The organism is Streptomyces sp. NPDC047017 (assembly GCF_040644175.1).
Lineage (GTDB): Bacteria > Actinomycetota > Actinomycetes > Streptomycetales > Streptomycetaceae > Streptomyces.
Genome location: NZ_JBEYVW010000001.1, coordinates 556,667 through 570,256, shown reverse-complemented (window position 1 = coordinate 570,256; position 13,590 = coordinate 556,667). Strand labels below are relative to the sequence as shown.

Annotated in this window: 13 protein-coding genes and 1 pseudogene; 7 read left to right on the top strand and 7 right to left on the bottom strand. The window is 71.8% G+C overall.

Features of this window, described 5'->3' with window-relative positions:
* Positions 1 to 154 precede the first annotated feature (154 nt).
* Together uvrB and ABZ858_RS02710 are read right to left on the bottom strand one after the other, a co-directional pair.
* A complete protein-coding gene (gene uvrB, locus ABZ858_RS02715; RefSeq protein WP_361371553.1) occupies positions 155 to 2,311 on the bottom strand; it encodes an excinuclease ABC subunit UvrB in 2,157 nt (718 codons plus the stop codon).
* Between the two features lie 40 nt (positions 2,312 to 2,351).
* On the bottom strand, positions 2,352 to 3,224 hold the full coding sequence (locus ABZ858_RS02710; RefSeq protein ID WP_361371550.1) for an MHYT domain-containing protein: 873 nt from the start codon (positions 3,222 to 3,224) through the stop codon (positions 2,352 to 2,354).
* A gap of 285 nt (positions 3,225 to 3,509) precedes the next feature.
* On the opposite strand from ABZ858_RS02710, the gene ABZ858_RS02705 reads away from it, so the two are divergent.
* Positions 3,510 to 4,382: a glycerophosphodiester phosphodiesterase family protein gene (locus ABZ858_RS02705; RefSeq protein WP_361371547.1), complete on the top strand. Its 873-nt coding sequence runs from the start codon at positions 3,510 to 3,512 to the stop codon at positions 4,380 to 4,382.
* Positions 4,383 to 4,463: 81 nt separating this feature from the next.
* Positions 4,464 to 5,027, top strand: a complete 564-nt coding sequence (locus ABZ858_RS02700; RefSeq protein WP_361371544.1) for a methylated-DNA--[protein]-cysteine S-methyltransferase — start codon at positions 4,464 to 4,466, stop codon at positions 5,025 to 5,027.
* Between the two features lie 27 nt (positions 5,028 to 5,054).
* On the opposite strand, the gene ABZ858_RS02695 is transcribed toward ABZ858_RS02700, so the two are convergent.
* Positions 5,055 to 5,483, bottom strand: a complete 429-nt coding sequence (locus ABZ858_RS02695) for a VOC family protein (RefSeq protein ID WP_361371541.1) — start codon at positions 5,481 to 5,483, stop codon at positions 5,055 to 5,057.
* A 97-nt stretch (positions 5,484 to 5,580) separates the two neighbouring features.
* Between ABZ858_RS02695 and ABZ858_RS02690 the strand changes: the two genes are divergently transcribed.
* Positions 5,581 to 6,486, top strand: coding sequence for a pseudouridine-5'-phosphate glycosidase (locus tag ABZ858_RS02690; protein ID WP_361371538.1), 906 nt, complete (start codon positions 5,581 to 5,583; stop codon positions 6,484 to 6,486).
* Complete coding sequence (locus ABZ858_RS02685) at positions 6,483 to 7,412, top strand: sugar kinase (RefSeq protein ID WP_361371535.1); 930 nt, start codon at positions 6,483 to 6,485, stop codon at positions 7,410 to 7,412. The genes ABZ858_RS02690 and ABZ858_RS02685 overlap by 4 nt, the downstream gene beginning before the upstream one ends.
* A 100-nt stretch (positions 7,413 to 7,512) precedes the next feature.
* Here ABZ858_RS02685 and ABZ858_RS02680 read toward each other — a convergent pair whose 3' ends face one another.
* Together ABZ858_RS02680 and ABZ858_RS02675 are read right to left on the bottom strand one after the other, a co-directional pair.
* Positions 7,513 to 8,310 carry a methyltransferase domain-containing protein gene (locus tag ABZ858_RS02680; protein ID WP_361371532.1) on the bottom strand — a complete coding sequence of 266 codons (798 nt, stop codon included), beginning with the start codon at positions 8,308 to 8,310 and terminating at the stop codon, positions 7,513 to 7,515.
* Positions 8,311 to 8,509: 199 nt separating this feature from the next.
* Entirely contained in the window at positions 8,510 to 9,142 is a 633-nt protein-coding gene (locus tag ABZ858_RS02675; protein WP_361371529.1) for a uridine kinase, read from the bottom strand.
* A gap of 89 nt (positions 9,143 to 9,231) precedes the next feature.
* Between ABZ858_RS02675 and ABZ858_RS02670 the strand changes: the two genes are divergently transcribed.
* From ABZ858_RS02670 to ABZ858_RS02660, 3 genes and pseudogenes are all read left to right on the top strand, one after another.
* The gene (locus tag ABZ858_RS02670) at positions 9,232 to 9,936 is read left to right on the top strand and encodes a DUF2293 domain-containing protein (RefSeq protein WP_361371526.1); all 705 of its coding nucleotides are present in this window, start codon (positions 9,232 to 9,234) and stop codon (positions 9,934 to 9,936) included.
* An 84-nt stretch (positions 9,937 to 10,020) separates the two neighbouring features.
* Positions 10,021 to 10,511 (top strand): annotated as a pseudogene (locus tag ABZ858_RS02665) (hypothetical protein).
* A 99-nt stretch (positions 10,512 to 10,610) separates the two neighbouring features.
* Positions 10,611 to 12,098: a glutamate synthase subunit beta gene (locus ABZ858_RS02660; protein WP_361371523.1), complete on the top strand. Its 1,488-nt coding sequence runs from the start codon at positions 10,611 to 10,613 to the stop codon at positions 12,096 to 12,098.
* Between the two features lie 142 nt (positions 12,099 to 12,240).
* On the opposite strand, the gene ABZ858_RS02655 is transcribed toward ABZ858_RS02660, so the two are convergent.
* Both ABZ858_RS02655 and ABZ858_RS02650 read right to left on the bottom strand, forming a co-directional pair.
* Positions 12,241 to 12,531, bottom strand: coding sequence for a DUF397 domain-containing protein (locus tag ABZ858_RS02655; RefSeq protein WP_361371520.1), 291 nt, complete (start codon positions 12,529 to 12,531; stop codon positions 12,241 to 12,243).
* On the bottom strand, positions 12,532 to 13,392 hold the full coding sequence (locus ABZ858_RS02650) for a helix-turn-helix transcriptional regulator (RefSeq protein WP_361371517.1): 861 nt from the start codon (positions 13,390 to 13,392) through the stop codon (positions 12,532 to 12,534).
* Positions 13,393 to 13,590: the final 198 nt, after the last annotated feature.

Sequence of the window (13,590 nt, the reverse complement as noted above, 5' to 3'; positions counted from 1 at the left end):
ACTGCTCCCCTGTTGCCACGCGTTCGCGCGGTTGAATCAGAACCCTACGCAGAGGCACCGGCCCCGCCGCACACCGGTCCGCACTTTGTGTCGGTCTTGCAACACAGCGCGCACGCGGGCGTCGGCCGGGGCCGGTCCCGGCACCCGCCGAGGATCAGGCCAGGCCGGCCTCCCGCATCTGGCGCAGTTCCTTCTTCATCTCGGAGACCTCGTCGCGCAGCCGGGCCGCCACCTCGAACTGCAGCTCGGCGGCGGCCGCCCGCATCCGCTCCGTCATCTGCTCGATCTGCTCGGCGAGCTGCGCCGCGGGACGGTCGGTGGGCACCGTCTCGGCCGCCTTGCCCTTGGCGGACTTGCCGGCCTTCGCCGCCTTGGCGCCCTTGACCGCGTGGTCGGCGAGCGCGGGCACCGGGGTCTTCGCGCCCTTGCCGTCCTTGCCCTGGCGGTAGCCGGTGCCGAGCAGCTGCTCGGTGTCGACCTCCTCGCGGGCGATCTGCGCGACGATGTCGTTGATCTTCTTGCGCAGCGGCTGCGGGTCGATGCCGTGCGCCGTGTTGTAGGCGATCTGCTTCTCCCGGCGGCGGTTGGTCTCCTCGATGGCCTTCTCCATCGCCGGGGTGATCTTGTCGGCGTACATGTGGACCTGGCCGGAGACGTTGCGCGCCGCGCGGCCGATGGTCTGGATGAGCGAGGTGCCCGAGCGCAGGAAGCCCTCCTTGTCGGCGTCCAGGATGGCCACCAGGGACACCTCGGGCAGGTCGAGGCCCTCGCGCAGCAGGTTGATGCCGACCAGGACGTCGTACTCGCCCGAGCGCAGCTCGCGCAGCAGCTCGATACGGCGCAGGGTGTCGACGTCGCTGTGCAGGTAGCGGACCTGGATGCCCAGCTCCAGGAAGTAGTCCGTGAGGTCCTCGGCCATCTTCTTGGTGAGCGTGGTGACCAGGACACGCTCGTCCTTCTCGGTGCGTTGCCGGATCTCGTGCACCAGGTCGTCGATCTGGCCCTCGGTGGGCTTGACCACGACCTCCGGGTCGACGAGTCCGGTGGGGCGGATGATCTGCTCGACCTCGCCGTCCGAGCGCGACAGCTCGTACTGCCCCGGGGTCGCCGACAGGTACACCGTCTGGTCGATGCGCTTCTGGAACTCCTCCCACTTCAGCGGGCGGTTGTCCAGGGCGGAGGGCAGCCGGAAGCCGTGGTCCACCAGGGTGCGCTTGCGGGAGGCGTCGCCCTCGTACATCGCGCCGATCTGCGGGACGGTCACGTGCGACTCGTCGATGACGAGGAGGAAGTCGTCCGGGAAGTAGTCCAGCAGGGTGTTGGGCGGGGTGCCGGGCCCGCGGTCGTCGAAGTGCATCGAGTAGTTCTCCACGCCCGAGCAGGTGCCGATCTGGCGCAGCATCTCGATGTCGTACGTGGTGCGCATCCGCAGCCGCTGCGCCTCCAGCAGCTTGCCCTGCTTCTCCAGCTCGGCCAGCCGCTCCTTCAGCTCCTCCTCGATGCCCCGGACCGCCCTCTCCATCCGCTCGGGGCCGGCGATGTAGTGCGAGGCCGGGAAGACGTAGAGCTGCTGGTCGTCGCTGATGATCTCGCCGGTGAGCGGGTGCAGGGTGGACAGCGCCTCGATCTCGTCACCGAACATCTCGATGCGGACGGCCAGCTCCTCGTAGACCGGGAAGATCTCGATGGTGTCGCCGCGCACCCGGAAGGTGCCGCGGGTGAACGCCATGTCGTTGCGGGTGTACTGGATGTCGACGAAGCGGCGCAGCATCTCGTCGCGGTCGATCTCGTCGCCGACCTTGAGCGGGACCATGCGGTCGACGTACTCCTGCGGCGTGCCGAGGCCGTAGATGCAGGAGACGGAGGCGACCACGATGACGTCGCGGCGGGTGAGCAGCGAGTTGGTCGCGGAGTGGCGCAGCCGCTCCACCTCCTCGTTGATCGAGGAGTCCTTCTCGATGTAGGTGTCCGACTGGGGGACGTACGCCTCGGGCTGGTAGTAGTCGTAGTACGAGACGAAGTACTCGACGGCGTTGTTGGGCAGCAGCTCGCGGAACTCGTTGGCCAGCTGGGCGGCCAGGGTCTTGTTGGGCGCCATCACGAGCGTCGGGCGCTGGAGCTTCTCGATCATCCACGCGGTGGTGGCGGACTTGCCGGTGCCGGTGGCGCCGAGCAGGACGACGTCCTTCTCGCCGGCCTCGACGCGCCGGGCGAGCTCGGCGATGGCCTGCGGCTGGTCGCCGCTGGGCTGGTAGGGGCTGACGACCTCGAAGGGCGCCACCGTGCGTTCGATGTGGGAAACGGGCCGCATGTCATCCACCGTACGACCCGCCACTGACAACGGGCCCCGATCAGCGATTTCGCGGGGCGGCGGGACCGCGTCCGGCCGGGACGCGGCCGGCGCCGGCGACCGGGCGCGCGGCGGAATGCGTGAGGAATTCACGCGCCGGTACGCCCGGCTTGTGCTCGACGGTGACCCAGTCGGAACCGCCCGTGACCATCAGCGGGTCGAACAGGACGACGACCCCGGCCAGGAGCAGGAACGCGAGCGGACCGATCAGCATGGGCACGAGCAGGTCGGCCGGTGACTCACCGGACACGGGGCCGCCGCCGCTCGCGCCGTCCACATGGACGCCGAGGGCCGCCATGCCGGTGTAGTGCATGCCGCTGACCGCGAGACCCATCACGAGGCTCGCGCCCACGCTCCACAGCACTCCCCTGACCCGTCCGGCCGCCCAGAGGGCCGCGGTCGCGGCGACGACGGCTATGACGACGGACGCGCCGACGGTGGGGGTGTCGTAGGAGAGGGTGCCGTCGAACCGCATCCCGGCCATGCCCAGGTAGTGCATGGAGGCGATGCCCAGACCGGTGATCGTGCCCCCGGTGAACAGCGCCGAGCCGGTCGCGCCCCGGTAGCCGACGATGAAGACCCCGACGCCCACCATGACGACGGCCAGAACCAGGCTCGCGTACGTCGTCGGCCGGTCGTAGCTGATCGGCGCCCCTTCGACGGTGAAGCCCGTCATGGCGACGAAGTGCATGGTCCAGATGCCCGAGCCGATCGCCGCCGAGCCGAGGGCCAGCCAGCCGGGGCGCCAGGTGTGGGCGACGAGCAGGGCGCGGGTGGTGCAGCGCAGGCCGAGTGCACCACCCAGGCAGGCCATCAGGTAGGCCACCAGCGGGGTGACCAGCCCGTAGCTGAATCCGTCGACCGTGCCGTGCATGCGCGGCTGCCCTTCCGCCCTGTCGAGCCCCGGAATGTGATGACGCCACCCCGCCCTCCGACCCGGCCCCCGCGGAGCAGGGATGACGCAGCGAGTATGACTCCCGCCGGGAGGGGCGGACGATTTTCCGGCAAAGAGGCACGACCCTTCCCCACATGTGCGGCACCGGTGGAGCGGACGCGGGCAATCCCGTTCGATCGGTGACGTCCCGCGCGCGAACATCCGATCGTGACGCTCTGCTGTCATCCTGGCGCTGTCCGCGATCACTCCACATGAGGAGTCCGTATGCACGCGCGCGCAGTCGCCGCCACGACCACCGCACTCCTGGGAGCCTTGCTGCTGTCGCCCACGTCCGAGGTCCGGGCGGCCGGCACCCACGGGCGGCCCTCGGTCGTCGCCCACCGGGCCGGCGCCGCCTACGCCCCGGAGAACACGCTGCCCGCCCTCGACAAGGCGGCCTCGCTCGGCTTCTCCTGGATGGAGAACGACGTGCAGCGCACCAAGGACGGTGAACTCGTCGTCATCCACGACGACAGCCTGCGGCGCACCACCGACGTCGAGCGGGTCTTCCCCGGCCGGGCGCCGTGGAAGGTGAAGGACTTCACCGCCGCCGAGATCGCCCGGCTGGACGCGGGCAGCTGGTTCTCCCCCGCGTACGCGGGCACGCGCGTGCCGACGCTGGCGCAGTACATGCGCCGCGTCGAGCGCGACCACGAGAAGCTGCTCCTGGAGGTCAAGAACCCCGAGCTGTACCCGGGCATCGAACGGCAGACGCTGAAGGTGCTGTCCGACCAGGGCTGGCTGGACCACCGGCACCTGGCGGACCGGCTGATCGTGCAGAGCTTCAGCGCCGGCAGCGTGCGCACCGTGCACGACCTCGACCCGGGGATCACGACCGCCCTGCTGGGCAGCCCGGCCGTGACGGACCTGCCGCGCTGCGCGGGCTTCGCCGACCTGATCAACCCCTCCTACGGGACGCTGTCCGCCGGATACGTCTCCGCCGTGCACGCGGTACGCGGGCCGCACGGGCGCCCGCTGAAGGTGTTCACCTGGACGATCGACGACGCGGCCCGCGCCCGGACCGCGGCCGGGTACGGCGTCGACGGCATCATCACCGACAAGCCGGACGTCGTACGGACGGCCCTGACGGCCGCCTGAGCCGCCCCGCCGCCGCCCCTCGCCTCCGGTCGAACGCGCAGGTCAGCGGGCATTGTCAGTGGTGGGCCGTACCGTATTCACATGGACAGCCGAGAGCAGGACGAACGCGGCGGACAGCCGGTGGTGTGGACCGTGGCGGACACCGCCATCGGCCCGCTGCTGCTGGCCGCGACGCCCGCGGGTCTGGTCAACGTCGTCTTCCACGCCACCGGCCCGATACGCGACCGGGCGCTGGCCAGGCTCGCGTCCCGGCTGGGCACCGAGCCCGTCGAGGCGCCCGGTGCTCCGTTGCTCAGGGAGGCGATACGCCAGCTGGACGCCTACTTCGCGGGCGAGCGCCGGGACTTCGAGCTGCCGCTGGACTGGTCCCTGATCTCCGGCTTCAACCGGCAGGTGCTGCGTGAGCTGGCCGCCGGGGTGCCGTACGGCTCGGTCGTCGGGTACGGCGATCTGGCCGGGCGGGTCGGTCAGCCCGGCGCGGCCCAGGCGGTCGGCACGGCGATGGGCGCCAATCCGCTGCCGGTCGTCGTGGCCTGTCACCGGGTCGTCGAGCGCGACGGGGGCATCGGTGGTTTCGGTGGCGGCCTGGAGACGAAGCGCGCACTGCTAGCGCTGGAAGGGGTCCTGCCCCAGCCGCTGTTCTGAGCGCGGGCGGCCGGTTCCTCCTCGGTGCTACGCGTAGTGCCTGGCCTCGATGACGTTGCCGTCCGGGTCGCGGAAGTAGAAGCTGCGCCGCGCCTTCCCCCGGGCGCCGAAGGAGTCGTAGGAGAAGCCGGACACGGGCACGTCGGCTTCCTCCAGGCGGGTACGCAGGGCGTCGAAGGCGTCGGCGGGCAGGGACAGGCACACATGGTTCACCGGGTGGCCCGCGCTGCCGGCCGCGCCGGGCAGCACGTTCATGCTCCCGGCGGAATCGAGCGGCGCGAGGTCGAAGACGCTCTCGTCGTTGAGGCGCACGGAGGGGAAGGAGACCTTCCCGGCGGCGAACTCGGTGACCCTCAGCGGTTCGAGGCCGACGGTCTTCTCGTAGAAGCCGGCCGCGGCGACCGGGTCGCGCACCCACAGGACGACGTGGTCGAGACGTGTCGTGTTGTCCGTCATGTCTCCAGGCTGATGTCGTGCGGTCCGCACCGCAAGGGTTTGACCGGGTGTGCGGCCCGCCAGAGATGAGGGAGGAGCGACGGACGGAGGCAGGCACGTGCTGGTGGTGTCCGAGGAGGTACGGGAGGCGCTCGCCGCGCGGCGCCCCGTGGTGGCCCTGGAGTCGACGATCATCTCGCACGGGCTGCCACGCCCGCGCAATCTCCAGGTGGCGCTGGAGCTGGAGGAGGCGGTACGGCAGCAGGACGCCGTACCGGCGACCATCGCGGTACTGGACGGGCAACCGCATGTCGGCCTGGACAAGGGCCAGTTGGAGCGGGTCGCCAACGAGGACGGGATCCGCAAGCTGGGCCACCGCGACCTGCCGCTCGCCGTGGCCGCGGGGGCGAGCGGGGCGACCACGGTGTCGGCGACCGCGCTGCTGGCGGCCCTCGCGGGCATCCGCGTGTTTGCGACGGGCGGCCTCGGCGGGGTGCACCGGCAGTGGACGGTGACACAGGACGAGTCAGCCGACCTGGGGCTGCTGGCGCGCACCCGGATCACGGTCGTGTGCGCCGGGGTGAAGTCGATCCTGGACGTGCCGGCCACCCTGCAGCGGCTGGAGACGCTGGGCGTCGCGGTGGCCGGGTACGGCACGGACCGCTTCCCCGGCTTCTATCTGTCCGACTCCGGTCACCCGGTGGACTGGACGCTCAGTACGCCCGAGGAGGTGGCGGAGGTCATGCGGGCGCAGAAGACGCTGCGCGCTCCCGAGTCCGCGCTGATCGTCGCCAACCCGGTGCCGCGGGAGGAACAGCTGGACCCGGGGGTGCACGCGCGGGTGCTCGCCGACGCGCTGCGCGCGTGCGAGGAGCAGGGCGTCACCGGCCAGGCGGTCACCCCGTTCCTGCTGGACCACCTCGTGCGGCACACGGACGGCGCCTCCCTGGAGGCCAACCTGGCGGCCGTGCGCGGCAACGTGCGCCTGGCGGCGCGTATCGCCACGGCCTGGACGCGGGTGTGACGAGGGGCGCGGGCGGGGCGCTCCTGGTGGTCGGGGACGTGGTCACCGACGTCGTGGCACGACACCGGGGGCCGCTCGCGTCCGGCACCGACACGGCCGCCGCGATCCGGCTGCTGCCGGGCGGCGCGGGCGCCAACGTGGCCTGCTGGGCGGCCCACCACGGCTGTGCCGACGTACGGCTGCTGGGGCGGGTGGGCGCGGACACGGCCGCTTGGCACGAGCGGGAACTGGCCGCCTCGGGAGTGCGCCCCCGGCTCGTCGTCGATCCCGACGCGCCGACCGGGACGGTCGTCTGCCTGGTCGACACGGCGTCCGCGGCCGAGCGCACGTTCCTCACCGACAGCGGGGCGTCGCTGCGGCTGGAGCCCGGGGACTGGTCGGACGCCCTGCTCGACGGGGTGGCCCGGCTGCATCTGTCGGGTTATCTGCTGTTCTCCGGGTCCGGCCGGGCGCTGGTGAGGGTCGCCGTCGCCGCGGCCCGCGCGCGTGGTGTGCCGGTGAGCCTGGACCCGGCCTCGGCCGGCTTCCTCACGTCGCTGGGCATGGACCGCTTCCTGGCGCTCACCGAAGGCGTGGACGTCCTGCTGCCCAGTCGTGACGAGGCGTGCCTGCTGACCGGTCTGCCCGATCCGGCGGACGCGGCGGCCAAGCTGAGCCGCGTCTTCCCGCTGGTGGTGGCCAAGCGGGGCGCGGACGGCGCGCTGGTGGCCCGCTCGGGCGCCGTGTCCGCCCGCGTACCGGCGCTCCCCGCGGAACTTCGGGACACCACGGGCGCTGGCGACGCGTTCACGGGCGCGTTCCTCGCGACGCTGCTCACCGGCGCCGACGCCGAGGCCGCCGCGACGGAAGGCTGCCGGGCGGGCGCGCTGGCGGTGGCCCGGGTGGGCGGGAGACCTCCGGTGCGCGGGGCCGATGGTGACCCCTGATGCGGGTGCCGGCGGCCGGGCCGGCAGGTGGGCCCGGCGGGCGGTGAGTCAGTCAGTCAGTCAGGGCCCCGCTTCCCGCCCTTGCCTCATTTCTCATTCCTTATTCCTTGTGCCCCCAGGCCGAGATCATCGGGGCGGTCGCCAGGTCCATGGTGCCGGAGGCCACATGGTGCAGATGGCGGTCGATCTCCTCGTCGGTGGCCAGTCCCGCAGCGACGAGCCGGCCGCGGATCTGGCGGACCGTGGCGGACTCCAGGGCGGTGCAGGCCGCCGAGGTGAGCGGGAAGTAGGCGTCGGCCTCCACCCGGTGCAGCCCGGCCTCGCGCAGCAGGCGCGGCAGCCTGCGGCCGTACGACAGATCGGCTCCCCGGTCGGCGAGCAGCCGGCGGAAGCCGCGGCGCAGCCGGTTGGCCAGTTCCTCCGCCGGCCCGTGCTCGTCGGGGCAGAGCAGGGGCTGCAGGGCGGGGTCGGCGTCCTCCAGCAGCAGCCGCCCACCGGGACGCAACGCCTTGATCATGGAAGCCAACGCCCGTTCCCGGTCCGGCACATGGACCAGTACGAGCCGGGCGTGCACCAGGTCGAAGCCCTCCCCCGGCGGTTCCTCGGCGCCCACGTCGTGCACCCGGACCTCGACCGGCGGGCGGGCGGCCGCGGCGATCCGTGAGGTGTCGATGTCGGTCGCGACGACCCGGCCGGTGGGGCCGACCCGCTCCGCGAGCCAGGAGACGACGGAGGTACCGCCCGCCCCGACCTCCCAGCACCGCCACCCGCGCCGTACACCGAGCGCTTCCAGGTGCCGGAAGGTCGTGGGGTCGAAGAGGTGGGCGAAGGCGTCGAAGCGCTCGCCCGCCTCCGACTGCCGGTTGTCGAGCAGGTAGCCGTCGTCGCCGTGTGTCATGCCGCCATGGTCCCAGCCGCCCGGCGGGTCTCGGCGGGTCCCGGCGCGGCTGTGCGGGGTCTGTCCACAGCCGGGAACAAAGCGGAACATGCTGTTCCCACAGGCTCACTCGGTGTGACCGTCCGCCTGGCAGACTGATGTCGGACCCGGGCCACGAGAGCAGCGAGGAGGCCTTGGCGGCGGGTGCGCCGCGGCCGGGTCAGCCGTTCCAGGCGGGATGGCGCGGGTCGTCGGCACGGACCAGGACGTCCGCCGTGCCGGCCGGGTCGGTCTCGGCCTCGTAGCGCTCGAAGGCGGGCAGCGTCCAGTACTCCGCTTCGGGAGTACGTCGGCGCAGGGCGCCCGGGGAGAGGAGGACATGGACGCTGAAGTCGAAGGGGAACCAGTGCCGCAGGAGGAGGGGACCATGCAGCAACAGCAGCCCGCCGGGCGGGAGTCGGACGTAGGGACTGCGGGTCGCCCGGTCCGTGCCCGGGTCCCGCAGATCGGGCAGGACACGGCCGTCCGCGCCCGGTTCGAGGGGGCCGAAGACCTCACGCCAGAGGGCGCCGGTGTCGAGCCAGCCGTCATAGTACGCGTCCACGTCCCGGTGACCGTGTTCCAGCCGGAGGGAGGCCGGACGCAGAAAACCCTCGGCGCCGACGAGCAGCGACGGCCGGCCGCGCACACGCAGCGCCGCACAGACACGCTCGGCCAGATCACCGGGGCGGGCGGCCGGAGCACCGTCGAAAGCGATCCTCGGCCACGGACCGCCGTCACTCGGCTGGAGTCCGAGCAGCCGCTCGGCCAGGAGATCGCCGAGCCGTTCCCAGGTGATCGCTTCGAGTCGCACACGGACATGATGCGTCAGGGCAGGACACGGGGGTCGCCTCGGTCCCGGCCCCGGGTGCCCCGGGGCACGGTCCGGGGAATGAACCTGGCATGGCCCCGCTCCCCCTGTTCCCGCCCCGGCACGGGCTCCTCGTCATCCAGTCCGTGCGGAAGAAGCACTGCGCCGCGTGCCGTCGTGGACCGCTGCCGCTGCTGGTCCTCGAAGAGGGACGGCCCCGCTGCCTGGACTGCGCGGACCTCGGGCACCTGGTGTTCCTGCCGCGCGGCGATACCGCGCTGACCCGCAGGTCGCGGGAGGAGAGCACGCTGTCCGTCGTGGTCGTGCGGTTCAACCGGCGCAGGAGCCGCTACGAGCGGCAGGGTGTCCTCGTCGAGGAGACGGCGCTCGCCCGGGCCGAGGAACGATGCCTGGCGGACACCGAGGCACGCCGCCGGCGCCGGGCCCGGGACGCGCGGCGGCGGGCCGCACAGGACACGCGGTTCACGGAAGCGTTCGCCACGGAGATCCGGCGGCTGTTTCCCGGGTGCCCGGCCGACCGTGCCAGGACGATCGCCGCGCACGCCTCGGTGCGCGGCAGCGGGCGGGTCGGACGGAGTGCGGCGGGGCGTGCCCTGTCCGAGGAGGCGGTCACCTGGGCGGTGACGGCGTCCGTACGGCATCTGGACACGCCGTACGACCGGCTGCTCATGGAAGGGGTGGGCCGACGAGAGGCACGGCAGCAGATAGCGCCGCAGGTCGCGACCGTGCTGCGGGGGTGGCGGGCGCGGGAGGAGGGGAGGCGGGGGGTGGCTTGAGGTGGGGTGGGTGGCGGGGCCCGGGTCTTCGGCCGAGGCGAACGGGGGCTGCGTTGCCCCCGGAAGCCAGGGCAACATGGCGGAATGGCTGATCTGCTGTGGGACGACGTGAGCTGTTTCTTCGATCCGGAGCTGATGGGAACGTTGCCGGACGTGCATGTCCCGGACGCTTCGGTGGAGGACTGGCAGGAAGTCCTCGATCTCACTGCGGAGAAGGGCTGGAGATTCCGGTATACCGAGGGCCAGACAGTGCTGCCGGCCCCTCGGGCGGAGGCTGTGCTGTCCCGTACGGCGGATGACGATTGCCCGAGCCTGCGTGTCTGGCCGACTGCTGATGTGCTGGCGATCTTCCGTTTCTCTGCGGGTGAGGAGATCGATTTCGATGTCGACCTGCGGGGCTTCAGGGGCAGGAGAGACTCGATGTGTTCTGCGGCTTCTTGCGGGAGATCGGGCGGCGGTTGGGCAAGCCGGTGCTGATGCATCCGGAGGGTGACTCCGGCCACCCGGTGCTCGGCTTCGATGTCCAGGCTGACCGAGTCGTCCTCCTCGCGGAGCCGCTGGGCAGCCGGACATGACCCGAAGCCGGGGATCGCGGAACTGCGGCTCACCCCGCCCCCACGTATCGTGGCCGCAGGAGTGTCGCCCGAGGGCGCGAGTAGGTGACGGAGACGGCCATGGCCGATCCCAAGGGTTTCATGACCACGCCCCGCCGGGAGTGGCCCCGCAGGCCGGTCGGGGAGCGGGTCCGGGACTGGAACGAGGTGTATGTTCCGGGCGCGCTGCTGCCGATCGTCAGCGCGCAGGCCGATCGGTGCATGGACTGCGGTGTCCCGTTCTGCCACGACGCGTGCCCGCTGGGGAATCTGATCCCCGAGTGGAACGACCTGGTCTCCCGCGAGGACTGGCGGGCGGCGAGCGACCGGTTGCACGCCACGAACAACTTCCCGGAGTTCACCGGCCGGCTGTGTCCCGCGCCGTGCGAGGCGGGGTGCGTGCTGGCGATCAACCAGCCGGCCGTCACCATCAAGAACGTCGAGTGCGCCATCGCCGACCGGGCCTGGGAGGACGGTCTGACCCCGCCGCGCCCGCCGGAGCGCCTGTCGGGGCGGACGGTCGCCGTGATCGGTTCGGGGCCGGCCGGGCTGGCGGCGGCGCAGCAGCTGACCCGCGCGGGGCACACGGTCGCGGTGTACGAGAGGGACGACCGGCTCGGCGGCCTGATGCGGTACGGCATTCCCGAGTTCAAGATGGAGAAGCGCCATCTGGAACGGCGGCTGGAGCAGATGCGGGCCGAGGGGACGAAGTTCCGTACGTCCACGGTGGTCGGGCGGGACGTGGGGGCGGCGGAGTTGTGCGCGCGCTACGACGCGGTGGTGATCGCGACGGGGGCGACGGCCTGGCGTGAACTGGATGTGCCGGGGCGTGAGTTGGCCGGTATCCATCAGGCGATGGAGTACTTGCCGCCGGCCAACCGGGTGTGTGAGGGGGACATCGAGGTGTCGCCGCTGTCGGCGGCGGGCCGGCATGTGGTGATCGTGGGCGGTGGTGACACGGGGGCCGACTGCCTGGGTACGGCGGTGCGGCAGGGTGCGGCGTCCGTGACGCAGTTGGACATCTACGCCCGGCCCGGGGCGGAGCGGGACGAGGACAGCGAGCCGTGGCCGACGTATCCGAAGATGTACCGGCTCTCGGCGGCGCACGAGGAGGCCGGGGAGCTGCGGACGGCGCCCGCCGCGGACGCGGACGCACGGCTGTTCGCGGCGTCGACGCTGCGGTTCAGCGGCGACGGGCTGGGGCGGGTACGGGAGTTGCAGCTGACCGGGGTGGACGCGGGGCGGCGCCCGGTGCCGGGTGCCGAGCGGGTGCTGCCGGCCGATCTGGTGCTGCTCGCGCTCGGTTTCCTCGGGCCTGACCGGAAGGACGGGCTGATCGACCAGTTGGGGCTGGATCTCGCGCCGCGCGGCACGATCACGCGGGACGCGGGTTTCGCGACGAACGTTGCCGGGGTGTTCGCGGCGGGGGACGCGGCGCGCGGGCAGTCGCTGATCGTGTGGGCGATCGCGGAGGGGCGGGCGGTGGCGGCGGCCGTCGACCGGTATCTGACGGGGAGTTCGCGGCTGCCGGCGCCGATCGGGCCGTACGACCGGCCGATGGTGGTGTAGCGGCCGGTCCTGCCCGGCCCGTGCGACGTGCTGTGAGCAGTGGTGAAGAGATCGGGGGGTGTGGGGTGAGAGGTGGGGGTTCGTGTCGGTGTCGGTCGGTGTCAGTCTCAGGGGTCGTGCCAGGGAGCAGGCCGGGGGGCGGTCAGGAGAGCAGGAAGTCGGCGTCCCCTGCCTTGGCGCCTTCGATGAAGGCGGTCATCTCGTCGGTGGTGTAGATGAGGGCCGGTCCATCGGGGTCGGTGGACTGGCGTACCGCGATGCGGCCGTCGGCGAGCTTCATCGCCTCCAGGCAGTTGCCCCCGTTGCCGCCGCTCCACGGCTTGTGCCAGCCTTCGCTGCCCAGGTCCCGGGCGGGCATGCCGTTGTATATCCGCTCGCCGTGGATGCGCTCGCCGCGAAGTCGCGGCGCGGGCTTAGACGTGATGCGATCCATTCACAGCTCCTTGCGGAGATCCCGAAGGATCTCCTTCGTGCGATGTGCCGTAGCGGCCTGCGCCGCCATGCGGTCCATGACCTCGAGGTGGGTCGCCACCTCGCTGCGCGCGTCCAGGTAGACGGCTCCGGTCAGGTACTCGCTGTAGACCATGTCCGGGAGTTCGGGCATGGCGAATCGGAACAGCACGAAGGGCCCGTACGTGCCGGGGTGCGGCCCCGAGGAGAACGGGGCGATCTGCAGGGTCACGTTGGGCAGCTTCGTGGCGTCGAACAGTCTGTCGATCTGGGCGCGCATCACCTCCGGGCCGCCGACGGGGCGGCGCAGCGCGGTCTCGTCCAGTACGGCCCAGAAGCGGGGTGCGTCGGGGCGGGTGAGCAGGCTCTGGCGTTGCATGCGCAGCGCGACGTGGCGTTCGATGTCCTCGGGGCTGGTCTGGCCGACGGCGCCGGAGGTGAGCACTCCGCGCGCGTAGTCCTCGGTCTGCAGGAGGCCGGGTACGAAGTGGGGTTCGTAGGACCGTATGAGTGCGGCGGCGCCCTCCAGGCTGACGTACAGGGAGAACCAGCCGGGCAGGATGTCGTGGAACCGTTGCCACCAGCCGGGCCGGTTGGCGTCCTCGGCCAGTTGTACGAAGGCGTCGGCCTCGTCGTCGGGGACGCCGTACGCCTTCAACAGCAGTTGCAGGTAGGGGATTTTGAGGCCGACCTCGGCCGTTTCCATACGGCGGATGGTGGCGGCGGTGACGTGCAGGACGCGGGCGGCGTCCTCGCGCTTGAGTCCCGCGCCTTCCCGCAGGTCGAGCAGGCGTCGGCCGAGCACGACCTGTCCGACGGTCGGCGCGGACCGCGGTTCGCTCACTCTCCACCTCCATCAACGGGCTCCGGCGGGTCCGCACAACCGTGACGCGGCCGCCGGATCCTGACAGCCCTGCGGCGCCATTCGAAGATCTATTCGAAGTCCGGGGCGGATCTTCGTCGATCTCAATTGGCGCCGCGCGTCATGCTGTTGCGAGCAGTGTGCCACGGCCCTTCACCGCGTCATACAGCACTCTGCATT